The 22,840-nt window shown below is 63.9% G+C and carries 23 protein-coding genes; 8 read left to right on the top strand and 15 right to left on the bottom strand.

Annotated features, from left to right (window positions below; genetic code table 11):
• Positions 1-274: 274 nt before the first annotated feature.
• Positions 275-1,177, top strand: coding sequence for a LysR substrate-binding domain-containing protein (locus BRPE64_RS18135; protein WP_044042436.1), 903 nt, complete (start codon positions 275-277; stop codon positions 1,175-1,177).
• A 16-nt stretch (positions 1,178-1,193) separates the two neighbouring features.
• On the opposite strand, the gene BRPE64_RS18140 is transcribed toward BRPE64_RS18135, so the two are convergent.
• Entirely contained in the window at positions 1,194-1,661 is a 468-nt protein-coding gene (locus BRPE64_RS18140; RefSeq protein ID WP_016354960.1) for a VOC family protein, read from the bottom strand.
• A gap of 254 nt (positions 1,662-1,915) precedes the next feature.
• Between BRPE64_RS18140 and BRPE64_RS18145 the strand changes: the two genes are divergently transcribed.
• From BRPE64_RS18145 to BRPE64_RS18155, 3 genes are all read left to right on the top strand, one after another.
• Positions 1,916-2,677, top strand: a complete 762-nt coding sequence (locus BRPE64_RS18145) for an SDR family NAD(P)-dependent oxidoreductase (protein ID WP_016354961.1) — start codon at positions 1,916-1,918, stop codon at positions 2,675-2,677.
• A 65-nt stretch (positions 2,678-2,742) separates the two neighbouring features.
• A complete protein-coding gene (gene ggt / locus BRPE64_RS18150) occupies positions 2,743-4,473 on the top strand; it encodes a gamma-glutamyltransferase (protein WP_016354962.1) in 1,731 nt (576 codons plus the stop codon).
• 332 nt (positions 4,474-4,805) lie between these two features.
• A complete protein-coding gene (locus BRPE64_RS18155; protein WP_044042437.1) occupies positions 4,806-6,212 on the top strand; it encodes an NCS2 family permease in 1,407 nt (468 codons plus the stop codon).
• 72 nt (positions 6,213-6,284) lie between these two features.
• Here the strand turns inward: BRPE64_RS18155 and BRPE64_RS18160 are convergent, their stop codons facing one another.
• From BRPE64_RS18160 to BRPE64_RS18185, 7 genes are all read right to left on the bottom strand, one after another.
• Positions 6,285-6,722 carry an SRPBCC family protein gene (locus BRPE64_RS18160; RefSeq protein ID WP_044042438.1) on the bottom strand — a complete coding sequence of 146 codons (438 nt, stop codon included), beginning with the start codon at positions 6,720-6,722 and terminating at the stop codon, positions 6,285-6,287.
• Entirely contained in the window at positions 6,715-7,038 is a 324-nt protein-coding gene (locus BRPE64_RS18165; RefSeq protein WP_044042758.1) for an ArsR/SmtB family transcription factor, read from the bottom strand. Before BRPE64_RS18165 ends, BRPE64_RS18160 begins: the two co-directional genes overlap by 8 nt.
• Positions 7,039-7,203: 165 nt before the next feature.
• Positions 7,204-7,353 (bottom strand): hypothetical protein, encoded by a 150-nt coding sequence (locus tag BRPE64_RS33230; protein WP_160167934.1) that lies wholly within the window; start codon positions 7,351-7,353, stop codon positions 7,204-7,206.
• A gap of 109 nt (positions 7,354-7,462) precedes the next feature.
• On the bottom strand, positions 7,463-7,930 hold the full coding sequence (locus BRPE64_RS18170) for an RbsD/FucU family protein (protein WP_016354967.1): 468 nt from the start codon (positions 7,928-7,930) through the stop codon (positions 7,463-7,465).
• An 80-nt stretch (positions 7,931-8,010) separates the two neighbouring features.
• A complete protein-coding gene (locus BRPE64_RS18175; protein WP_044042439.1) occupies positions 8,011-9,147 on the bottom strand; it encodes a succinylglutamate desuccinylase/aspartoacylase family protein in 1,137 nt (378 codons plus the stop codon).
• A 78-nt stretch (positions 9,148-9,225) separates the two neighbouring features.
• Entirely contained in the window at positions 9,226-10,023 is a 798-nt protein-coding gene (locus BRPE64_RS18180) for an ABC transporter substrate-binding protein (RefSeq protein WP_016354970.1), read from the bottom strand.
• A 103-nt stretch (positions 10,024-10,126) separates the two neighbouring features.
• A complete protein-coding gene (locus BRPE64_RS18185; RefSeq protein WP_016354971.1) occupies positions 10,127-11,227 on the bottom strand; it encodes a calcium:proton antiporter in 1,101 nt (366 codons plus the stop codon).
• Between the two features lie 250 nt (positions 11,228-11,477).
• Between BRPE64_RS18185 and BRPE64_RS18190 the strand changes: the two genes are divergently transcribed.
• Positions 11,478-12,452: a GGDEF domain-containing protein gene (locus tag BRPE64_RS18190; RefSeq protein ID WP_016354972.1), complete on the top strand. Its 975-nt coding sequence runs from the start codon at positions 11,478-11,480 to the stop codon at positions 12,450-12,452.
• A gap of 6 nt (positions 12,453-12,458) precedes the next feature.
• Here BRPE64_RS18190 and BRPE64_RS18195 read toward each other — a convergent pair whose 3' ends face one another.
• From BRPE64_RS18195 to BRPE64_RS18205, 3 genes are read right to left on the bottom strand one after another with little or no spacing between them, the layout of a single operon-like run.
• Positions 12,459-13,775: an MFS transporter gene (locus tag BRPE64_RS18195; RefSeq protein WP_016354973.1), complete on the bottom strand. Its 1,317-nt coding sequence runs from the start codon at positions 13,773-13,775 to the stop codon at positions 12,459-12,461.
• A 37-nt stretch (positions 13,776-13,812) separates the two neighbouring features.
• Positions 13,813-14,556: an SDR family oxidoreductase gene (locus BRPE64_RS18200; RefSeq protein ID WP_044042440.1), complete on the bottom strand. Its 744-nt coding sequence runs from the start codon at positions 14,554-14,556 to the stop codon at positions 13,813-13,815.
• The gene (locus tag BRPE64_RS18205; RefSeq protein ID WP_016354975.1) at positions 14,553-15,398 is read right to left on the bottom strand and encodes a fumarylacetoacetate hydrolase family protein; all 846 of its coding nucleotides are present in this window, start codon (positions 15,396-15,398) and stop codon (positions 14,553-14,555) included. Before BRPE64_RS18205 ends, BRPE64_RS18200 begins: the two co-directional genes overlap by 4 nt.
• 145 nt (positions 15,399-15,543) lie before the next feature.
• On the opposite strand from BRPE64_RS18205, the gene BRPE64_RS18210 reads away from it, so the two are divergent.
• Positions 15,544-16,482, top strand: coding sequence for a LysR family transcriptional regulator (locus BRPE64_RS18210; RefSeq protein WP_016354976.1), 939 nt, complete (start codon positions 15,544-15,546; stop codon positions 16,480-16,482).
• Positions 16,483-16,533: 51 nt separating this feature from the next.
• Here the strand turns inward: BRPE64_RS18210 and BRPE64_RS18215 are convergent, their stop codons facing one another.
• Positions 16,534-16,965: an OsmC family protein gene (locus BRPE64_RS18215; protein ID WP_016354977.1), complete on the bottom strand. Its 432-nt coding sequence runs from the start codon at positions 16,963-16,965 to the stop codon at positions 16,534-16,536.
• A 320-nt stretch (positions 16,966-17,285) separates the two neighbouring features.
• Here BRPE64_RS18215 and BRPE64_RS18220 point away from each other — a divergent pair, with 320 nt between their 5' ends.
• Positions 17,286-18,626, top strand: a complete 1,341-nt coding sequence (locus BRPE64_RS18220) for an NAD(P)/FAD-dependent oxidoreductase (protein WP_044042441.1) — start codon at positions 17,286-17,288, stop codon at positions 18,624-18,626.
• 123 nt (positions 18,627-18,749) lie between these two features.
• Entirely contained in the window at positions 18,750-19,403 is a 654-nt protein-coding gene (locus BRPE64_RS18225; RefSeq protein WP_016354979.1) for a DsbA family oxidoreductase, read from the top strand.
• Between the two features lie 46 nt (positions 19,404-19,449).
• Here the strand turns inward: BRPE64_RS18225 and BRPE64_RS18230 are convergent, their stop codons facing one another.
• The 3 genes from BRPE64_RS18230 to ypfJ all read right to left on the bottom strand — a co-directional run bounded on the left by BRPE64_RS18230 (position 19,450) and on the right by ypfJ (position 22,661).
• Entirely contained in the window at positions 19,450-20,352 is a 903-nt protein-coding gene (locus BRPE64_RS18230; RefSeq protein WP_016354980.1) for a flagellar brake protein, read from the bottom strand.
• A 178-nt stretch (positions 20,353-20,530) separates the two neighbouring features.
• Positions 20,531-21,544, bottom strand: a complete 1,014-nt coding sequence (gene waaC, locus BRPE64_RS18235; protein ID WP_016354981.1) for a lipopolysaccharide heptosyltransferase I — start codon at positions 21,542-21,544, stop codon at positions 20,531-20,533.
• Positions 21,545-21,782: 238 nt separating this feature from the next.
• Positions 21,783-22,661, bottom strand: coding sequence for a KPN_02809 family neutral zinc metallopeptidase (gene ypfJ, locus BRPE64_RS18240; RefSeq protein ID WP_016354982.1), 879 nt, complete (start codon positions 22,659-22,661; stop codon positions 21,783-21,785).
• Positions 22,662-22,840 lie beyond the last annotated feature (179 nt).

Below are 22,840 nucleotides of genomic sequence, written 5' to 3' on the forward strand. Positions count from 1 at the left end.
ATTATGCGAGAACCGCGCGGGCTGTGGCGTTCGGCGCGTTTTTATTACATCGACGCTTTCATTCGCGCTTCAGGCTGGCGGCGAGTATTTCGCATCAATAAGACGGATGCCACTCACATGTGCTTATACTCATTAAGTTTTTCGAATAGTCGTTCGTTTCACCCGTCAACCGTGACTACGGTCACGAACCGGCGACACAGGGATAGAGCGGCAAGTGCTTGTTTCCTATAAGATCTGCGTCGCCGTCAACAGTCGCCTCACAGCCGTTTGCAAGATGATCCGTTTCCGCCAGATCGAGGCTTTTCGCAGCCTCATCATGACCGGCACCAGTGTCGGCGCCGCAAAAAAGCTGCACGTCACCCAGCCCGCCATCAGCCGCCTGATCGCCGATCTCGAAGCCGATCTCGGCTTCAGCCTGTTTTCGCGCATCGGCGGCCGCCTGAATCCGACGACCGCGGGACTGCGCTTCTATAAGTCCGTCGAGGAGAATTTCCTCGGGCTGGAGCGTCTCAAACAGGTCGCCGACATGATTCGCGAGGAAGCCTCCGATGGCCTCACCGTCGCGTGCATGCCCGTGCTTGCGACCACGCTGCTGCCGCCCGTCATCGCCGATTTCACCGAGCGCCATCCCGGCGTGCCGATCAAGGTGGATTCCGTGAAAGTGCCTGAAGTGCTCGTCAACCTGCAGAACCACAAGGCCGATATCGCGTTGAGCCTCGCGTTTCCGGCGGTCGCGGGTATCGAAGTGGAGACGTTGCTGAAGGCGCGGGCATCGTGCGCGATGCCTGCCACGCACAAGCTCGCCAAAAAGAAAACCGTGCGTCCGGCGGACTTGCGCGGCGAAAAGCTGATCGGCTGGCTGCCGAATTCGCGCCAGCCTTACGAGGCCGAGCAATCGCTGATCTCGGCCACGGAAGACCGGCCGCGCTACACCGTTTTCACCGACACGGCGCACACGCGTTACGCGATGGTCGCGGGCGGACTGGGCATTTCGATCGTCGAGCCGTTCGCGGCGAAGGTGTGGCGCGCGCACGGCGTCGTCGTGCGGCCGTTCGAAGCGGATATCGAGTACGAATATGCGCTGTCCTATCCGAGCAGCGGCATCCGCTCGGATCTCGTCACGTCGTTTCGCAACGCGGTGAAGCGTGTTGTGGAGCGGTATTCGTTCGACGACTGAGCCCTCGACGGCTGGATCAACCGCCGAACAATTGCCGCGCCCGCTCGCGCATGTCGTCGGGCGATACGTCCTCGACGTGAGTTGCAAGCCACCAGACGTGGCCGAACGGGTCGCGCAGCTTGCCGCCGCGGTCGCCGTAGAACTGGGTTTCGACCGGGCGCAGGATTGTCGCGCCTTCGTCGACGGCGCGCTGCGCGACTGCATCGACGTCCGTCACGTAGAGGTGCAGCATGACGGGCGTCCCGCCGACCGACAGCGGCCCGACCGTACCGTAGTCGGGGAATTCGTCGCACAGGTAGATCACGTTGCCGCCGATCGACAACTCCGCGTGACCGACGCGCCCGTCCGGCTGGTCGATCCGGAACGTTTCGGTGGCGCCGAATACCTTCGTGTAGAACTCGATGGCGCTGGCGCAGCCGGCCACCGCCATGTACGGAATGACGCCGCGACGGTCATTCGGGATCGGATCGACTTGCGAAGCCATTGTCTGTCTCCTTGATGGGTGGCGGCCAGATTGCGGGCGCCCCGCCCGCGTTTCATTCGACACGACCGCCCCGCCAATGGTGCCCCGGCTTGCTCCGGCTCCGTGCATCGGGCATGCTGTGGCCCTCTTTCGTCGACGTCGCGCTTAACGTGCGGACGCGCTTCGCTTCATACTCTCGTCTGTGGCGCAGCGCCAACGGGACACGGCGCGGCGGCAAACGCAGACACGGCGGCCCCAACTCACACGGAGCATTCATGCACGATCTGAAAGGCAAATCGATCCTCATCACCGGCGCGAGCACCGGCATCGGCGCAGCGGCGGCGCGTGCGTTCGCGCAGTACGGCGCGAACGTCGCGGTTCACTACAACAGCTCGAAAGACAAAGCCGAGGAAGTCGCGAAAGACGTGCGCGCGCTCGGCGTCTCGGCGATCACCGTCGGCGCCGACGTGCGCGATTCAAAAGCCATCGACGCCGCCGTCGCGCAAGTCGTCGACAGCTTCGGCAAGATCGATGTGCTCATCAACAACGCGGGCAGCCTCGTCAAGCGCGAGCCGCTCGCCTCCGTCACCGACGAACTGTTCGATGAAATCATGCACATCAACGCGCGCTCGGTGGTCGCGTTCACGCGCGCGGCGCTGCCCTCGCTGCGTTCGGGCGGCGGCGGCTCGATCATCAACGTGACGTCGGTCGCGGCGCGCAACGGCGGCGGTCCGGGCGCATTGCTCTACGCAGCATCGAAAGGCTTCGTCAGCACGATCACCAAAGGCATGGCCAAGGAGCTGATGCCCGACCGCATCCGCGTGAATGCCGTCGCGCCCGGCGTGATTCAGACGCCGTTCCAGGAACGCTTCACGACGCCCGAGCAACTCGAATCGTTCCGCAAAGCCATTCCGATGGGCTTCATCGGCGAACCCGACGATTGCAGCGGCGCGTTCCTCTACCTCGCATCGGAAGCAATGTCGCGCTACGTGACGGGGCAAATCATCGATGTCAACGGCGGGCAACTGATGCCGTGAGCTTTAAGTTGCGCATGGTATAAGCGCTTGATCTTGGTCGCACGCAATAAAGGAGAACGTAGGAGATGCTTGTGAAAAAACAACCGTGCTTTCGATCCCTCGCGCTGAGCGCCTTCGTGGCGTCCGCGCTCCTGACGGCGGGATTCGTCGAAACCACGCCGGCGCACGCGAAGACGGCCGACCAGCCGCAAGTTTTGAAAGCGTCGGCGGTCGCGGTCGCCGACAAATACGCCGCCGACACCGCCGAGCAAATCTTCAAGCAAGGCGGCAATGCGGTCGATGCGGCCGTCGCCATCGCCTTCACGCTCGCGGTCACTTATCCCGAAGCGGGCAACATCGGCGGCGGCGGCTTCATGACGCTGTACGTGGATCATCGTCCGTACTTCCTCGACTATCGCGAACGCGCGCCGCTCGCCGCCACGCGCAACATGTATCTCGACGACAAGGGCGAAGTCATCAAGGGCATGAGCCTTTTTGGCCATCGCGCGGTGGGCGTGCCGGGCACCGTCGACGGCATGTGGGAAGCGCAGAAGCGTTTCGGCAAGCTGAAGTGGAAGCAGGTGCTCGCGCCGGCCATCAAGTACGCACAAGATGGCTTCGAAGTCGACGATCAACTGATCCAGCGGCGCGACAACGCCTCGAAGGATTTCGCCGGCAAGACCAATTTCGACCTGTACTTCGGCGGCATGAAGGCGGGCCAGGTCTTCAAGCAGCCCGACCTTGCGAAGACGCTGCAACTCATCTCCGATAAAGGCGCGAAAGGCTTCTACCAGGGCGAGACGGCCGATCTGATCGCCAAGTCGATGGAAGGCCACGGCCTCATCACCACGCGCGATCTGAAGGACTACAAGGCCGTGTGGCGTCAGCCGATCACCGCGAGCTGGAACGGCTATCGCGTGATCACCGCGCCGCCGCCGAGTTCGGGCGGCATCGGTCTCGTGCAGTTGCTCAAGATGAAGGCCGATCTCAAGGACAAGTTCCAGGACGTGCCGCTCGATTCCGCGCAGTACATTCATCTCGTGGCCGAAATCGAGAAACGCGTGTTCGCGGACCGCGCGCAATATCTCGGCGATCCCGACTTCTACAAGGTGCCCGTCGCGCAGCTCATCAACGACGACTATCTCCTGAAGCGCGCGCAGGAAGTGAATCCCGATACGCCGTCGGACACCAAGAGCGTGCAGCCGGGACTCGGCACGTCGATGCCCGAGAAGGCGGAAACAACGCACTTCTCGGTGGTCGACAAATGGGGCAACGCCGTGTCGAACACGTACACGATCAACGGTTACTTTGGCTCGGGCGTGATCGCCGAAGGCACGGGCGTCGTGCTCAACGACGAAATGGACGACTTCGCGTCGAAGCCGGGCGTGCCGAACATGTTCGGCGTCGTCGGCAGCGATGCGAATTCCATCGCGCCGAAGAAGCGCCCGCTCTCGTCGATGACGCCGACCATCCTCACGAAGGACGACAAAGTCGCGATGGTGATCGGCACGCCGGGCGGATCGCGCATCTTCACGTCGATCTTCCAGGTCATCACGAACGTGTACGACTTCAAGATGCCGCTGGCCGAAGCCGTCGGCGCAACGCGCTTCCATCATCAGTTGCTGCCGGTGAACACGATCTATCAGGAGCCGTATCATCAACTGGATGCGGAGGTCGTCAAGCAGCTCGAAGACAAGGGCTACACGTTCACGATGCAGGGCTTCAACGGCGACATCCAGGCCATCCGCATCGACGACGACACACCCGAGCCGATGTCCGATCCGCGTGGACGCGGCGTGTCGCGCACCATCAGGTAATGCGGCGCAACCGGCATCGCGCGTAATATGGCGTCCGCACCGGACTAGGCGTTTGCCCTAGTCCGGTGCTCGTCCGGACTTGCCGGAGCCCCGCCCCGCGCGGGATTCCCAGCATATAAGCCCCTCGGCATGACCGGCATGTTTTTCATGGGATTGGACCCCGCGTTCTGTTCCCCTAGTCTCTGTCCTGACCGAGTGCAGCGCGAGCGCACATCACTCGGCTTCATCCAGAACTACATACGAGACGACCCTGACGATGGACCCGCAGTGCCCGACGTGCTGATGCGCGGCGCACGGTGTTCCGTTTCAGCGTGCTGATAAAGGAGCAGCTCATGATGGAATCCTCCGCCCAGCAGCTTGGCGACATCGACATCACCCCCACCGAACGTCCGGAAAACGTTCATACCGCGAGCGGCGGATTTCTCGACCGCTATTTCGGCATTTCAAAGACCGGCAGCACGGAGAAACGCGAAGTCGTCGCGGGCATCACGACATTTCTCGCGATGGTCTATTCCGTGTTCGTCGTGCCGGGCATGCTCGGCAAGGCGGGCTTCGACACCAGCGCCGTGTTCGTCGCCGTGTGTCTCACGACCGCGTTCGGCTCGCTCCTGATGGGCATCTGGGCGCGCCTGCCGATCGCCATCGGCTGCGCGATTTCGCTGACCGCGTTCACGGCGTTCGGGCTCGTGCTCGGCAAGGGACTCACGCCGGCCATCGCGCTGGGCGCGGTGTTCCTGATGGGCGTCGTGTTCACGGCGATCTCCGTCACTGGCGTGCGCTCGTGGATTCTGCGCAATCTGCCGGTGGGCGTCGCGCACGGCACGGGTATCGGCATCGGCTTGTTTCTGCTGCTGATCGCGTCGAACGATGTCGGCCTCATCATCAAGAATCCTGCGGCCGGCATGCCGGTATCGCTCGGGCATATCACGGCGTTTCCGGTGCTGATGTCGGTGGCGGGGCTCGCGGCGATCTTCGGCCTCGAACGCCGTCGCGTGCCGGGCGGCATCCTGCTCGTGGTGGTCGGGCTGTCGGTGATCGGCCTGATCTTCGATCCGTCCGTGCGCTTTCACGGCGTGTTTGCGTGGCCGGCGCTCTCGGCACCGGGACATGCGTCGCTGATCGGCGCAATGGACATCAAGGGCGCGCTCTCGATGGCCGTGCTGCCGAGCGTCCTCGCCCTCGTCATGACCGCGGTCTTCGATGCGACCGGCACGATCCGCGCGGTGGCCGGCCAGGCGGGCCAGATCGACCAGAACGGGCGCATCGTCAACGGCGGCCGCGCGCTGACCGCCGATTCGCTGAGCTCGATCTTCTCGGCGTGCTTCGGCGGCGCACCGGCGGCGGCGTATATCGAATCGTCGGTGGGCGTGGCGGCGGGCGCGAAGACGGGCCTGGCGGCGACGGTCGTCGGCGCGCTGTTCCTCGCGGTGATGTTCCTCTCGCCGCTCGCGTCACTCGTGCCTTCTTACGCGACGGCCCCGGCGCTGATGTACGTCGGTCTGCTGATGCTCGGCAACGTCAGCAAGCTGCATTTCGACGACACCGTCGACACCATGTCCGGCCTCGTCTGCGCGGTGTATATCGTGCTGTCGGCGAATATCGTGACGGGCATCATGCTCGGCTTCTCTACGCTCGTGATCGGCCGCATCGTGGCGGGCGAATGGCGCAAGCTCAACGTTGGCACGGTGGCGATCGCCGTGGTGCTTGCCGTGTTCTATCTCGGCGGCTGGGCAATCTGACGGGTCGTATCGTCTGACGCTAAAAAGCGCGCTGTCCGAAAGGACAGCGCGCTTTTTGTTTTGGCGAAGCCGTTATTTGGATGTCAGCGCGACGGCGCCCGTCTCCAGCAGCGACTTGAGATTCGAGAGAATCTTCGGCCAGCCGCCCGACACCGCCTCGATGAACTTCCGGCCTTCGCTCACGTGCGTGACGGTGAGCTTGACGGCTTCGTCAAGCGCTTCGATTTCGTAGGTGCAGCGCGACCAGCCCTCGTCCTTCAGATCGTCGCGGAATTCGTTGCGCCATTTGAGCACCAGCCGCCTGTTCGGCTCGGCTTCCAGCACCTCGCCCGAGTCCGCGACGCGGCCATCGGAAAACAGCATCTTCCACGCCGAGCCGGCCTTCCAGTCCGACTCCTGGTGCACGCCGAACCAGTATTGCTTCTGCCACTCGGGCGTGGTCAACGCGGTCCAGAGCTTCTCCGGCGTCGTGCGGATATAAGTCACGTACACAAAGGCGTTGCTAGTCATGATCGTCTCCTTCAAGCGTGCGTTTCAGATCGGCCAGAGCGTCCAGACGCGGGCGCTCGAACTTGCTGATCCAGCGCTGCGCAATCTCGTGGATCGGCACCGGATTGAGCAAATGACGCTTCTCGCGGCCATGCCGTTGCGTCGCGACGAGATTCGCGGCTTCGAGCACGCCCAGATGTTTCGACACGGCCTGGCGCGTCATGCGTAGGCCCTCGCACAGTTCGGCCAGCGTCTGGCCGTTGGCGGCATGAAGCCGGTCGAGCAATTGTCTGCGGCTCGCGTCCGCTAGGGCGCGGAAAACAGAATCGTCATCCATGAACGCATTATGCAACCATTTGGTTGCATGTCAAGCGTGATTCGATGCGTGATTCGATGCGGGATTCGACGCGTGACTCGACGTCAGAAACGACAACGCCCCGGAAGCTAGAAGCCTCCGGGGCGTTGTCTTGATGCGCTCGACCGGGTTACCGCCGTGTGTTGCTTACTTGCGGCGATACGATTCGACGAGGATTTCGCAGTTTTGCAGATGCAACTGGAGCGCGCGATCCCACTCACGGCGCAGCGCGGCCTTTGCCGAGCGCAGCCAGGAACCGAACGAAACGACCAAAGATTGTTGAGCGGTGGTTTTCATCAGCGTCTCTCAGGGTAAGTAGCTAGGGAATAACCCTAACTATACGCCTTTCACGCTGCAATGCAACAAGTTCCCAAAAAAGCAACAGGGTATTCCCTTAGTCCATCGGTCAATTTTGCTGCGGCGCGTCCGGGGCGAGTTGCACGCCCTTTTTGAAGATGAAGCAGCCGTAGCCGCGCGGCTCGCCCGTCGCGATGACGCAGTACGCCGCTTTCGCGCGCGCATAGAACGCGAAACGCTCGACCGGCGCGAACGGCACCGCGCGCCCTTCTGCGGCATCGACTTCCTTCTGCGCCTCGCGCTGTACGGCGGGCAGCGCCTGCGCATCGCCGACAACTTCCATGCGCTCCGCCGGATGATCGACGAAAGTATCGAGCGGCAACACCGACAGCAACGCCTGCACGGCGCGCGGCGCGCTCACGCCATCGAGGCGCAGCACGCGGCCGAGCACGGTCTGACGGGCGACCGAATCGGCGGGGAAGTTGGCGTCGCAGATCACGACTTCGTCGCCGTGACCCATTGCGCAGAGCGCGTGGAGGATGTCGGCGTTGAGCAGCGGATCGATGTTCTTCAGCATGTGTCGGGTTTCTCCGTCCGGTTAAGCGCGGCGCGGGCCATGCCGCCGCGCGAAAACCTATGGTACCCGGCAGCGCGCTGCTAGGGCACGAGCAGATCGCCGGTACGCGCCGCTTCCCTGCCCGCGATGCGCGCGACCAGCATCCCCGCCGTCGCGAAACGCGTCCAGTGGCGCGCGTAGAGCACGCCGCCGGTCTGCGCGACAAGCGGCGTCAGGCGGTCTTCGAGCGGATCGAGCACCTCAGCGATCGTCTCGCCCGCGCGCACCGTAGCGCCGATCTCGCACCGGTGCAGAATCACGCCCGACACCGGCGAGTGGATGTATTCGCACCCTGCAAGCGGCGTCGCGGGATGGCGCAGCGGCGGCGGCACCGGTGCCTCGCCCGCGACCATGCCAGCATGCGTCAGATAGTCGATGATCGCCTGCGCATCGCGCGCGGCGGTTTCGTGCGACACGTCCCGCACGCCGCGCAGTTCCAGCGTGACAGGCGTGAGACCCGCCGGAATCGGAAAGCGGTCCGCGAACGCGCCGCGCAGATAGCGCCACGCCGACGCACACGCCTCGTCGAACGGCTCGCCGCCGGATACGTCCGCGAGCAACTGAGCCTCGCTGCCGAGATAGCGCGCGAGCGGCTCGATTGCGGGCCACGTTTCGGGCGTCGTGTAGAGATGCGCGACGGCCTCCCAGTCGCAATGCAGATCGATGACGAGATCCGCGTCGCATGCGAGCCGCATCAGCGTGATGCGTTGCGAATCCAGTTCCGTCGCGGCCGCGCGTGTCGCAAGCGCATCGCGCAGCGCCGCGCGGATCAGACGGGCATTGTGCGTGGCATCGTCGGTGAGATGCGGCTTGAGCTGCATCGCCAGTTCGGGACCGAGTTCGGGGAAGCGCCGGTTGAAATCCTGCCCGGAACGCATTTCGAAGCGACCCATCTGCGTGCCGAACCAGTGCTGGTTCAGGCCCGCCGGATTGGCGAGCGGCACGAGCACGATGCGCGCCGCGAGCCGCCCGGACACCTCAAGCTCCGCGAAGCGGCGCTTCAGATACCACGCGACGACCATGCCCGGCAGTTCGTCCGCATGCAGCGACGCCTGAATGTAGACCTTGGGCCGCGACTCGTTGCCGTCGTCGGCGTGGTCGGGGCCGAAATGGTAGCTCGTGAGCGCTCGCCCGGTGCCGAGCGACGCGCCCACGAGAGGATGATGATGGACCTGCATCGTCGGAGAATCTCTCGTCGAAAAGAAAAGGCACCGCAAGCGATGCCTTTTTAGGGGAATGGCGATGCGCCGCAGCGCTTAATGGATCGAGATATCGGTCTCGAAGTATTTCGCCATGATGCGCTTGAACGTGCCGTTCTTCTTGATCTCGGCGAATGCCGTGTTCAGCCCGTTCTTCAGGTCGGCGTCGCCTTTGCGCAGGCCGATAGCCGTGCCCGGACCAATGAGGGCCTTGTCCTCGACGATCGGCCCGACGAGCGCGAACGACTTGCCCTGCGGCTTCTTCAGAAAGCCGATGGCGGCCTGCGCGGCATCCGTGAACATCGCGTCGATGCGGCCGGCGACGAGGTCCGTCTCGACCTGTTCCTCATCCGCGTAAGGCACGACCGTCACGCCCTGCGGTTCCCACTTGGCCTTCGCGTAACGCTCCTGCACGGTGCCCTGCTCCACGCCGACGCGCTTGCCCTTCAGCGCCTGCGGCGTCGGCAGAATGCCCGAACCCGCGCGCGCGACGAGTTGCGCGTGCGTGTCGTATAGCGGATCGGTGAAATCGATCTGCTTCAGACGCTCTTCGGTGATGCCCATGTCGGACAGCACGGCGTCGAACTTGCGCGCCTTGAGGCCGGGAATCATGCCGTCGAAATTGTTCTCGACCCACACGCACTTGACTTTCATCTGCGCGCACAGGGCGTTGCCGAGGTCGATGTCGAAGCCGGCGAGCTTGCCGTCGGCTTGCTTGGATTCGAACGGAGGATAGGACGGATCGACGGCGAAACGGATCTGCGTGATTTCTTTGGCTTGCGCGGAGAACGAAACGACTGCAAGTGCGGCAATGATCGAACTCAGCGCGAATGATGCGGACTTCTTGAATGACATGCTTTTCCTTCGGGACTTTCGATGTGACGGTGAGACGTGGCGCGAGCGCGCCGAAAAACGTGCATGGTAACAAAAGCGCACGCCTCACCGCCGAAGCCGTCCGTCAGGGCACGACCGAAAGAAACAGGAAAGCCGCGAAGATGACGAGATGCACGACGCCTTGCAGCACCGTCGAGCGGCCCGTGCCGAGCGTGATGACGGAGACGATCAGCGTGAGCGACAGCATCACGATTTCCTTGGGTGCAAGGCCGAGCGAAATCGGCTGGCCAATCACGATCGACACGACCGCTACCGTCGGAATCGTCAGCCCGATACTCGCGAGCGCCGAGCCGAGGGCGAGATTCAGGCTCGTCTGGAGCCGGTTCAGACGCGCCGCGCGCACCGCCGCGAGCCCTTCCGGCAGCAGCACGAGCGCGGCGATCACGACGCCGACCACGGCTTCGGGCGCGCCCGCGGCCGCCACGCCCGCCTCGACCGCCGGCGACAGCAGCTTGGCGAGCCCGACCACCGAAATCAGCGACAGCATCAGGAAGCCGAGCGCGCCCCACGCCTCGCCGTTGCTCGGCGGCGGCGCATGCGGCGCGCTGTCTTCCTCGATCACGCCCGCGGCGACTGCCGGCGTGAAGGGCAAAAAGTAGTCCCGATGGCGGACGGTCTGCACGAACACGAACGTGACGTACAGCACGAGCGAAATCACGCCGACGAAAATCAATTGCGACGTCGAAAGCGCCGGCCCGACCACGGTGCTCGTAAAGTTCGGCAAGACGAGCGTCAGCACCGAAAGCGCGCAGAGCATGGCGAGCGCGGCGGCCGCGCCTTGCAGTTGAAAGTCCTGCACGTGATGCCGCAAGCCGCCGATCAGCAGACACAAGCCGACGATCGCGCAGCTACAGATCATGATCGCGGCGAATACCGTGTCGCGCGGCAGGCCGGCTTTGTCGGGGCCGCCGGAGAGCATCACCGAGACGATCAGCGCCACTTCGATCACCGTGACCGCAATCGCCAGCACCAGCGTGCCGAACGGCTCGCCGACGCGATGCGCGACCACTTCCGCATGATGCACGGCCGCGAACACGGCGAACGCCAGCGCGATGGCGGCGAGCACCATCAGCACGTTGTTCGGAAAGAACGCGGTCGCGGCCAGCACAACAAGGGCGGCAATCGGGGATATGAAGGTCCAGTCCAGCTTGAATTTCATCGGCATTCCGGGCGGATCGGGTGAGTGGGATCGTCGGATCATGCGCTATGGCCACGATCTCGCCGAATGTGTCGGACCGGCTCGGCTCGCAGGCGTGCGAGGAAAGTGCCGTGACAAAGAGCCGCAGAACAGGCCGCAGACAAGGCCGCAGCCACCCGCATGATAGCGAAAACGCCGCCCGCTGCGTCCGCGTGAATGAAACGCGTAATTGTCGGAGAATAGTGGGCTCAGTGGCCACGCCAGAAACCGGAGACCCATGCTCGTCGCACCGATCCCCAGCAACGAACCCGAGCGCCTCGCCACGCTGCGCACGCTCAAGATCCTCGATACGCCGGCGGAGGAGCGTTTCGACCGGCTGACGCGCCTCGCACGCCGCGTGTTCGACGTGCCGATCGCGCTCGTGAGCCTGATCGACGAAAACCGCCAGTGGTTCAAGTCGTGCGCGGGACTTGGCGCACAGGAAACCCCGCGCGACATTTCCTTCTGCGGACACGCGATTCTTCACGACGACGTCTTCATGATCCCCGACGCCCGCGCGGACATCCGCTTCAACGACAATCCGCTCGTCACGGGCGATCCGGGCATTCGCTTTTATGCGGGTCAGCCGCTCGTCGTGCCCAACGGCGCGAAGCTCGGGACGCTCTGCGTGATCGACACGCGCCCGCGCGAACTGGATGACGAAGCACTCGGTCTGTTGCGCGATCTCGCGCATATCGCCGAGCAGGAGATTGCGGCGATCGAACTCGCGACCGTCGACGAGCTGACGCTGATCGCCAACCGCCGCGGCTTCGAGGCGCTTGCGCAGCATGCGCTGAACGTCTGCAAGCGCGTGGGCCGCGAGGCTGCGCTGCTGTTTTTCGATCTCGACGATTTCAAGCGCATCAACGACACCTTCGGCCACGCGGAAGGCGATCGCGCGCTCGCGACCTTTGCCGCCGCGTTGCGCGCGTCGCTGCGGGAAAGCGATGTCATCGGCCGTCTCGGCGGCGACGAGTTCGTCGCGCTGCTAACCGACGCCGGCCACGACGAAACGCGCCACGCGCTCGAACGTCTGCGTCTCGCGCTGGCGGCGAGCAACGCGGCGTCCGAGCGCGGCTATCAGATTCGCTTCAGCGTCGGGCAGACGCAGTTCGATGCAGCGCGGCATGCGTCGGTGATCGACCTGCTCGCCGCAAGCGACAGCAAGATGTACGCGCACAAGGCCGCTCAGAAGAACGGCCAGGGGCGTTAGCGCGTCTTACTCGCTGCCGCTCTCGCGAAAGTACAGCCGGCGCGGCAGCCCCCACACGATCAATATCGCGCCGAGCAAACACGCGAACGCAATTGCGTAGAGGCCGGGCGTCGCGCTGCCGGTCATCGTCTTCACTTTGCCGACCATGTACGGGCTGATGATGCCGCCGAACTGTCCCACCGAGTTGATGAGCGCAATGCCGCTCGCCGCCGCGATGCCGGACAGAAAGCGCGTCGGCAAGATCCAGAACAGCCCGAGCGACGTGATGATGCCCGTCGCCGCGATGGTGAGGCCGATCACGAGCAGCACCGTATTGCCCGGAAAGAGGCCGCACAGCACATAGCCCCCCGCGCCCGCGAGCGCGCATGCGCCGAGATGCCAGCGGCGTTCGCCGGTGCGGTCCGAGTGCTTGCCGATCAGAATCATGCCGATGCCCGCGACGAGATAAGGCAGCATCGAAATCAGGCCGATCATGAACGGATCGCTCGTGCCCGCGGTCTTCACGAGCTGCGGCATCCAGAAGACGAGACCGTAGATTCCCATGGCGAGGAACAGATAGATGAGCGCCATCACGAGCGTGACGGGTTCGCTGAACGCGGCCTTGAGCGAATGCACCTCGCCCACTTTCGGATCGCGCGCGAGCTGGTCCTTGAGCGCGCGCTTTTCGCCGGCATCGAGCCATTTCGCGTGATCGACTTCGTCATCGACGAACGCGAGCACGACGAAGCCCAGCAGCACCGACGGAATGCCTTCCAGCAGAAATAGCCATTGCCAGCCGGGCATGCCGTTGAGGCCGTCGCAGAACTTCATGATCGCGCCCGACAGCGGGCTGCCGATGATGCCGCACAGCGCAATCGACGCCATGAAGAACGAATTGATGCGCCCGCGCCGCGACGACGGAAACCACTTCGTGAAGAAGTACAACGCGCCCGGCACGAAGCCCGCCTCGAGCGCGCCGATCAGAAAACGCAGCACGTAGAACCACGTATCGGTGCGCACGAACATCATGCAGGCCGACGCAATGCCCCATGTGATCATGATGCGCGCGATCCAGCGCTTCGCGCCCACGCGATGCAGGATAACGTTGCTCGGCACCTCGAACAGAAAATAGCCGACGAAGAACACGCTTGCGCCGAAGCCGTACATCGCGTCGGAGAAGCCGAGTTCGCTTTGCATCTGCAGCTTCGCGAAGCTGATGTTGATGCGGTCGAGATACGAGAACACAAAGCACGCGACGAACAGCGGCACGAAACGCCAGAACACCTTGCGGTAGATCCGGGCGTCGTCGTGCGCCGCGTCGTGCGGGGCAGCGAAAGTTTCCACGTTGTCGTCTCCTGATGTTTTTGTTTTTACCGCGATGTCAGTACGTGGCGCGTCCGCCCGAGAGGTCGAAGACCGCGCCCGTCGTGAACGAGTTCTCCGACGATGCGAGCCATGCGACCATCGCCGCAATCTCCTTCACTTCGACAAAACGTCCGCGCGGAATCTTCGACAGCATGTAGTCGATGTGCTCCTGCTTCATCTGATCGAAGATCTTCGTGCGTGCGGCGGCCGGCGTGATGGCGTTCACGGCGATATCGAGCCCGGCCGTTTCCTTGCCAAGGCTCTTCGTAAGCGCGATCACGCCCGCCTTCGCCGCGCTGTACGCCGATGCGTTCGGGTTGCCTTCCTTGCCCGCAATCGAAGCGATATTGACGATGCGCCCATAGCCGCGCGCGATCATCGTCCGGACGATTGCCTGATTGACGAGGAAGGCCGCGTTCAGATCGACGTCGATCACGCGCGACCATTCTTCCGGCGCGTAGTCGGCGACCGTCGCGTTGGCGCCCGCGATGCCCGCGCTATGCACGAGCACGTCGATTTGCCCGAAGCGTTCCAGCGTGCGCGACGTGGCTTGGCTGACCGCATTGCGATCCGTCAGATCGACGAGCACGGTTTGCACATCGCCCAGACGCGTGCGCGCCTCGGCCAGCGCGCCTTCATCGCGATCCCACAGCGCCACGCGCGCGCCGCCTTCGAGCAGGCGCTCCGCCACCGCGTAACCGATGCCCTGCGCGCCGCCCGTCACCACAGCCGCGCGTTGTGCGAAGTCATATTGGTTCATGCGTCCACCGTGCGTTGCTGTTGCTCACCGAGGCCTTCGATGCCGAGACGCATCGTCTGTCCCGCGCGAAGATAGACCGCTTCCGGCTTCTGTCCCATGCCGACGCCCGGCGGCGTGCCCGTCGAGATGACATCGCCCGGCTGCAGGCTCATGAAGCGCGAAAGATACGAGACGATCTCGCCGACCTTGAAGATCATCGTGCTGGTGTTGCCGTTCTGATAACGCTTGCCGTCGACTTCGAGCCAGAGCGGCAGCTTGTGCGGATCGGGCACTTCGTCGGCGGTGACGAGCCACGGACCGATCGGGCCGAAGGTATCGCAACCCTTGCCCTTGTCCCACGTGCCGCCGCGCTCGATCTGATATTCGCGCTCGGAGACGTCGTTGATCACGCAATAACCGGCGACGTGGCTCAGCGCATCGGCTTCGTCGATGTATGCGCCACCCTTGCCGATCACGACGCCCAGTTCCACTTCCCAGTCGGTCTTTTTCGAGCCGCGCGGAATGCGCACGTCGTCGTTCGGCCCGACGACCGCCGAGAGCCACTTGTTGAACACGACCGGCTCGGACGGCACAGGCAGATTCGATTCCGCCGCGTGATCGGCGTAGTTCAGCCCGATGCAGATGAACTTGCCGATGCGCCCCACGCACGGGCCAATGCGCTCGCCCGCGGGCACGATCGGCAACGTGGCCGGATCGAGCTTCGCGAGACGCGCGAGCGATTCGGGCAGCAGCGCTTCGCCCGCGATATCGCCGATGACGCCGGACAAGTCGCGGATAGCGCCGCTGGAATCGAGAAGGCCGGGCTTTTCGCGCCCGGGCGCGCCGTATCGCAGGAGCTTCATGAGTCGGTGATTCCTTGACGGTTGAGGAGAAGCCCACAATGTAGACAAGCGTTCGGCGCTTGAATAATGAAAGCTGCTGCCGGGGCGATAACTTTCCGTTATCTTCTCGTTGTCCCTTATCGTTGGGTTTTGAGCGCTCTCCCCCATGCTTCCGAATGCCGATTCGATCGCCGCGCGCCTGCGGCTCAAGCAATTGCGTCTGTTGATCGCACTCGACGATCACGGCTCGCTGCATCGCGCCGCCGACGAAATGGCGCTCACGCAGCCCGGCGCGACCAAGGCGCTGCGCGAGATCGAAGCCACGCTCGGCGCGACGCTCTTTACGCGTTCCGCGCAGGGTATCCAGCCCAACGAGCTCGGCCGCTGCGTGATCCGCTATGCGCGGCTGATTCATATGGACGTCGCGCATTTGCGCGAGGAAATGGCCGGGATTCTGCAAGGCACAGGCGGGCGGCTCGCAATCGGCGCCATTACCGGTGCGGTGTCGGGCGTACTCGTCGATGCGCTCGCGCGGCTGCGGGAGCGTCAGCCTCTTTTGACCGTGGAAGTGGTCGAGGATACGAGCGCGCGGCTCCTGGCCCTGCTCGATCAGGGACGGCTCGATGTGGCCATCTGCCGGGCAAGCGTCGCGCGCCAGCCCGATCATTACCATTACGTCGAACTGCGCGACGAGCCGCTCGCGATCGTCGCGGGCGTTGCGCACGTGCTTGGCGATGCGCCGTGCGTCGAACTCGCGGAGCTCGCATCGAGCCGATGGATCGTCTATCCGCGCATCATGCCGATTCACAGCCTCTACGAGCGCGAGTTCAAGGAAGCGGGTCTGCCGCTGCCGCTGCATCCGATAGAAACGGCGTCGACCATCACGACCGTCCTGCTGCTGCAACGCGACCCGACGCTCGTCGCGATGTTGCCGCTCGACATGGCCACGTTTCTCGCGGAACACGGACTCGCGAAGCGGTTGGCTATAGCGGTGCGTTCGCGCACGGAGCCGTACGGCGTGGTGACGCGCAAGGGCGCGGCGCTGACGGCGCCGGCGCGGCTCGTGATCGAAGAACTCACGCGGCAAAAAAATACGGACGGGTGATGTGCCCGTCCGTTTTGGCTTAGTGCGCGTGGTGCGTGCCTGATTGTGCGGCTACGAGACCAGTTCCGCGTTCAGCGTGATCTTTGCGTTGCCCGCAAACAGCTTCGATACCGGGCAGCCTTCCTTCGCTGCCTGCGCGGCCTTGTCGAACGCGGCCTGGTCTGCGCCCGGGATCTTCGCCTTCAGGTCGAGCTGACATGCGGTGATCGAAAAACCGTCGCCGACTTTTTCGAGCGTAACCGTCGATTTGGTTTCGAGGCTTTCGGCCTTCAGGCCCGCGCTTTCCAGTTGTAGCGAGAGCGCCATCGTGAAGCAGCTCGCATGCGCCGCGCCGACCAGTTCTTCGGGATTCGTGCCGGGACCGTCCTCGAAGCGCGCCTTGACGCCATAGGGCGCTTCTTTAAGCACGCCGGTCTGCGTCGAGATGAAACCCTGGCCGTCCTTGAAGCCGCCGCTCCATTTTACCGATGCTGTCTTTTGCACGAGAGTTCTCCGAGAAAGAATGGACGTTGCGATCAATGACCCGCGCGATGCTTCAAGCGCGAGACACACAAACCCAATGGTTCGCACGCGCCGTGCCTGCCCGCGCACCCGGCACGCCCGGCGAATGGTTTCGAAATACGCGTCGTTCTGCATCGTAACGGATCGCGTGGCGGCGCGCAGAGGAGCCCTGCATGAGCGATCCCTGCATGAGCGTCGATTCATTCGTATGGCCAAAAGCGAACGATTCACTTAGCATGCCTTCACCCTCGATCCACCGACGCGCATCAGCGCATCTCGCAAGCAAAGAGCACATCAAGAACATGGGCCCAGCCATCGAACCGACTCCCGAAGACCGCACGCTTCCCGAACGCGTCGATGTCGTTATCGTGGGCGGCGGCGTCATCGGCATCAGCACGGCGCGTGCGCTTGCGGAGAAAGGTCTGTCCGTCGCCGTGTGCGAGAAAGGCCACGTCGCGGGCGAGCAATCGAGCCGCAACTGGGGCTGGTGCCGCGCCACGCATCGCGATCTGCGCGAACTCGAACTGAGCCTCGAAAGCCTGAAGCTGTGGCGGCGTATCGATGCGGAACTCGGCATCGACACAGGCTTTCGCGAGTGCGGCATCCTCTATGCCGCCGACGACGCCCAAGCCCTCTCCGATCACGAAGCATGGCTCGCGCGCGCAATCGCGCTCGTCGGACGCGACGCACTCGACTCGCGCATCGTCTCGCCCGACGAAACCGCCGCGCTGATGCCGGGTTCGACACGCGCCTTCGCGGGCGGCATCTTCACTCCCGGCGACGGCCGCGCCGAACCGCAACGCGCCGTGCCCGCGATGGCCGCCGCGCTGCGCGCACGCGGCGTACTCGTGCTCACGCCGTGCGCGGTGCGCGGCATCGAAACGAGCGGCGGCGCGATCAGCAGCGTGGTCACCGAGCACGGACGCATCGGCTGCGCGAGCGTGGTCGTCGCGGGCGGCGCTTGGACGCGCTATTTCGCGGGCAATCTCGGCGTCGACGTGCCGCAACTCATGGTGCGATCGTCGGTCATGCGCACATCGCCCGTCGAAGGCGGCCCCGAAGTGAGCGCGTGCAATCACGAAGTGGGCTATCGCAAACGGCTCGACGGCGGCTACACGATCGCCAACGCCTTTCATAGCTATCACGACATCACGCCCGACAGCTTTCGCCTGTTCGCCAAGTTCTTGCCCGCGCTGAAGAGCCAGATCGGCTCGATCAAGCTCGGCCTCAACGCACGCTTCTTCGACGAACTGAGGCGGCCGCGCCGCTGGCCGCTCGACCGCCCCACGCTATTCGAATCGGTGCGCACGCTGGATCCGGTGCCCAACGCATCGTTCAACGAAGCCGCGCTTGCCGAGTTCCGGGCCGTCTTCCCGGCGCTCGCGCATGCGCGCGTCGAACAAGCCTGGGCCGGTTATATCGACGTGACGCCCGATGCCGTGCCCGTTATCTCCGGGGTCGAACGCATGCCCGGCCTTTTCATCGCGACGGGCTTTTCGGGCCACGGATTCGGCATCGGGCCGGGCGCGGGCAGGCTGATGGCCGATCTCGTCGCGAACGACACACCGATCGTCGATCCGCGTGCGTTCCGTTTATCGCGCTTCTTCGACGGCAGCAGGATCGAGATCGACGGCGGCTTCTGACGCTGCAACCGTGCCGCGCGAGCGCACGCATGGCCGCTCGCGCTAACATACCGGTTTTGCGAGCGCCACGCGCGGCGCTCGCCGTTCAACGGCGCATCCGCGCCGTTCGCTTTTGAGGCTTACATGACTTCCACGCCCGTTCTGTACATCGACGTGTGGTCGGACTTCACCTGTCCGTTCTGTTATCTCGAGACACCCGTGCTCGACCAGTTCCGCAACACGTTCGGCGATGCAATCGAGATTCGCTGGCACGCGTTCGAGTTGCGTCCCGAACCCATGCCGCTGCCCGATGCCAACGACGAAACGATCCTCGATTCGTGGGAAAACTCGGTGCGTCCGATCGCGGAAGAACGTGGCGTGACAATGCGTCTGCCGCCTGTCGCGCCGCGCAGCCGCAAGGCGTTCGAGACCGCGATGTTCGCGCGCGAATCCGGCCGCTTCGATGTCGTGCATCGCGCGATCTTCAAGGCGTACTTCGAGGAAGGCATCGATATCGGCGATACGGACGCGCTGCTCGATATCGCGGCGACCTGCGGCGTCGATCCCGAACTGCTCGAAGAAGCGCTCGATGACGGCACGTACACCGATCTCGTGATCGAAGACGAAGAATTCGCGAAGAAAATCGGCGTGACCGGTGTGCCGTTCGCGGTGCTGTCGCGCGAGTCCGCGCCCGGCCAGGAACCGCCGCCGCCGATCGCGCTGCGCGGTGCCGCGCCGATCGAGCATTTCGAAGCCGCGTTGGGACGGCTCTTTCCGGAAGGCTTTCCGGGGAACTGAACCGTTGATTTAATTCGGCGCGGAAAGCGTACGTAATTACGTCGGTCTAGCTGTGCTCCGCCATGAACGACTTCAAGGCGATCCGCTGCGAAGGCTCGAGCGATTCGAACTCGAGCCCGTACGCCGCGCTCTGATTCGCCGGGTCCGGCGCGCCGACATGACGCACGATAGCAATCGTGTCGATCTTCACATCGACGCCGTCGGTATTGAACTGAAACGAGAGCTTGAAACGATCGCCGATATGCGCCGTCGCCTGCGCGACCGTCAGCGACATGCCGTACGGACTGATATCGCTCACGCGGCCCAGTTGCCGGGTGTTAACGCTGTCGCCATCGATGCGGAAATGTGCAGCGAGCCGCGTCGGCATGCGCGCGAATTTGCGCGTGCGAAGCCGGCGGATCGCGCCCGGCGCCGATAACACCGCGTAGTTGAACGGCTCGCGACACGTCGCATCGACCGTGCATGCGAAGCGGAATACGCCGCGCCCCGTAAGCGCGACCAGATCGACCTGCTCGCCCACCGCCAGATCGAGCGGATCGAAGCCGGCCATCAACGGCTGCGTCACGAACAGCGAGCGTTCGCCGTTGCGACGCGGTGTCGAAAAACCGATCACGCGGCTCGCGTACATGGCGGAACCCGTGCCGCCCGTACCGCGCAAGCCGACACGCGCGCCGATCGTGAGTCCGATGTCCTCCAGCGTGGGCGGCTGATCCCCGGCCGCTTCGTCACCGGAAAGCTCGGGCGCAGGTTCGCGCAACTCGCGATGCGGCTCGAAATGCCGGAACATGAAGTCGCGCGCGATGGCGTCCGGGACGACCGCGCCCGTCTCGAACAGCAGTGAGCCATCCCCCGCGACGATCGCCCATTCAAGCGACGCATTCAACGGAATGTCGGAAGCTTCCAGGCGAATCAGCGATCGCTTCGCTTCCAGAACGGTTTCTTCGGTCATCTTATCGGACGATTCTTAAGTGTTTTCGTAATCGTCATGCTTGACTCGATCGCCGTCAAGACCCGCGCGGCAAGTTTTACGTTAGCGCACTAATATTTTTAGCAAAAGTGCCGTTTCTACCGCTTCTCATCCCAATATTAAAGTTTTATGCGCATAAACATTTGAATGCGCGACGTGCCTATCGAACCATTGCGCCGGATTGGGCCGAACCGGACACCGTGCGCGCTGGCGTGCCCATCACGCTTTCGATGGCTTCCAAAACCTGCGGCACGTCCGGCGGCGCGCCGTGATCGCCGACGGAAACCGAGCGTCCCGGCGCACTCACGCCGAAATGCTCGCGTGACGTCGCCGCGAACAACATCACCGTGCGCCGCTGCAACGCATGCGCCAGGTGAACCAGCCCGGTATCCGTGCCGACGACCAGTTCCGACGCCTCGATCCAGTGCGCGCACTCCTCGACGGTCAGCTTCGGCAACACGATCGCGTCCGGCACGAGCGCGGCGATGGTCTGCGCCTCGTCGCGTTCGCGCTCCGTGCCCCACGGCAACGCAATCACATAGCCGCGCGCGACGAGCCAGCGCCCCACTTCGCCCCAATGCTCCTTCGGCCACTTCTTCACATCGGCGGACGTCGCGTGGAACAGCATCGCGATGGGCTTGCCGCTCGGAATATCGAGGCTGCGCGTGGGCGCGGGCAATTGCACGTTGTAGTCGGGCGTTTCGTCGAGCTGATAACCGAGCGCATCCGCGACGCTCACGCGCATGCCGCGCCAGGCATCGGTATGCGGGCGCGGACCGAAGCGCGCGTTATAGGCAAACGCTGCGCCGCGTTCGCCGAGATCCTGGTTCAGATAGCCGAAGCGGCGCTTGCCGCGCGCGATGAACGCGATGATCGCGCTCTTGTAGACGCCGTGAATATCGACGATCACATCGTACTTTTCGGCGCGCAACTCGCCGATCGACGCGCCGATGTCCTTCAGATCGTTCCAGTTGCGCGCCTTCTTGAACTTGCGCAGCGGTGCGCTCAACACGCGATCGACGCCCGGATTCCAGCGGATGATGTCGGCAAACGCGGCGTCGGCGGCCCAGTCGACTTTCGCCGATGGGAACGCGCGCCGCAAGTCGGAGACAACCGGTAGCGTCTCGACGATATCGCCGAGCGACGTGACTTTGACGATCAGAATTCGCTTCATGGAAGGTGCGTGAGAACTGCTGTCCGAATGGCGGTCCGCGCGGACCGCCACGACGCGGCACGGCCGGCCGCGCCCCGGAAAACCAGCGATTCTAATCAATTTGAGACAACGGCGATGTCAGCGTTTGTAAGCACTGCGCGCCGGCTGCCGTTACATCGATTCAGAATAGTTCAAATCAGGTTGCAACGGCACGCGGTACAGCGGCGCCGGCGTCCGTGTCGCGGCGCCGGCGCGCGGCTCAGAGCGAGGCCGCCGAGAATGTGTCGCACTGTTTGACGTCGCCGGTGGACATGCCGCGCCGCAACCAGCGTTGCCGCTGCGCGCTCGTGCCGTGCGTGAACGCTTCGGGCACGATGCGTCCTTGCGATTGCTGCTGCAACCGATCGTCGCCGATGGCTCCCGCCGCGGTCAGACCTTGCTCGAAGTCGCCGGGTTCGATCAGCTTCGCGTTGTCACGTTGCGCGACGGCCGCCCACACGCCAGCAAAACAATCCGCTTGCAATTCGACGCGCACCGAGAGCGCGTTCGCCTGCTCGCGCGACATCCGCGAGCGCGCGCTGTCGACCTTGTCCGAGATGCCGAGCACGTTCTGCACGTGATGCCCGACTTCATGCGCAATCACATACGCCTGCGCGAAATCGCCGCTCGCGCCGAAGCGGTCGCGCAATTCGCGATAGAACGAGAGATCGATGTACACCTTGCGATCCGCCGGACAATAAAACGGACCCATCGCCGTCTGCCCCATGCCGCACGAGGTCTGCGTGCCGCCCGTGAACATCACGAGTTTGGGCGGCGGATAGTCCTGATTGAACTGCGTGCGGAAGATGTGCTCCCAGGTGCGCTCCGTGTTGCCGAGCACACGGCGCACGAACACGGCGCCAGGATCGTTTGCAGGCTGCGCGTTGCTCGGCGCGGCCTGTTGCTGCGGCGCGTTGCCTTGAAGCATCTGTGCGCCGTTGATGATCGTCATCGGATTGATGCCGAGAAAGTACGACGCCGCGAGCGCGACGACGATCGTACCGATGCCGATCGACCCTCCGCCGACCCGGAAGCCGCCCCCGCCCCCGCCGCGCCGGTCTTCGACATTCTGACTTTCCGCTTCGTCATCGAGGCGCATGATGCTTCTCCCTCCTGCCCGCGCGGCGCGCGTGCTCAAAAGTCATTATGGTACCCGCGCGCGTCGAATGGCTTGCGCCGGCGGATCGTAAAAGTTCTTTCCGAACCTTGACCGCAGTTAGCAAAACAGTGCGGTCGATTGTCGCGAAAGCGCCTGCGCGCACTTGCCGCACTGCACTA

Source organism: Caballeronia insecticola, assembly GCF_000402035.1.
Taxonomy (GTDB): Bacteria; Pseudomonadota; Gammaproteobacteria; order Burkholderiales; family Burkholderiaceae; genus Caballeronia; species Caballeronia insecticola.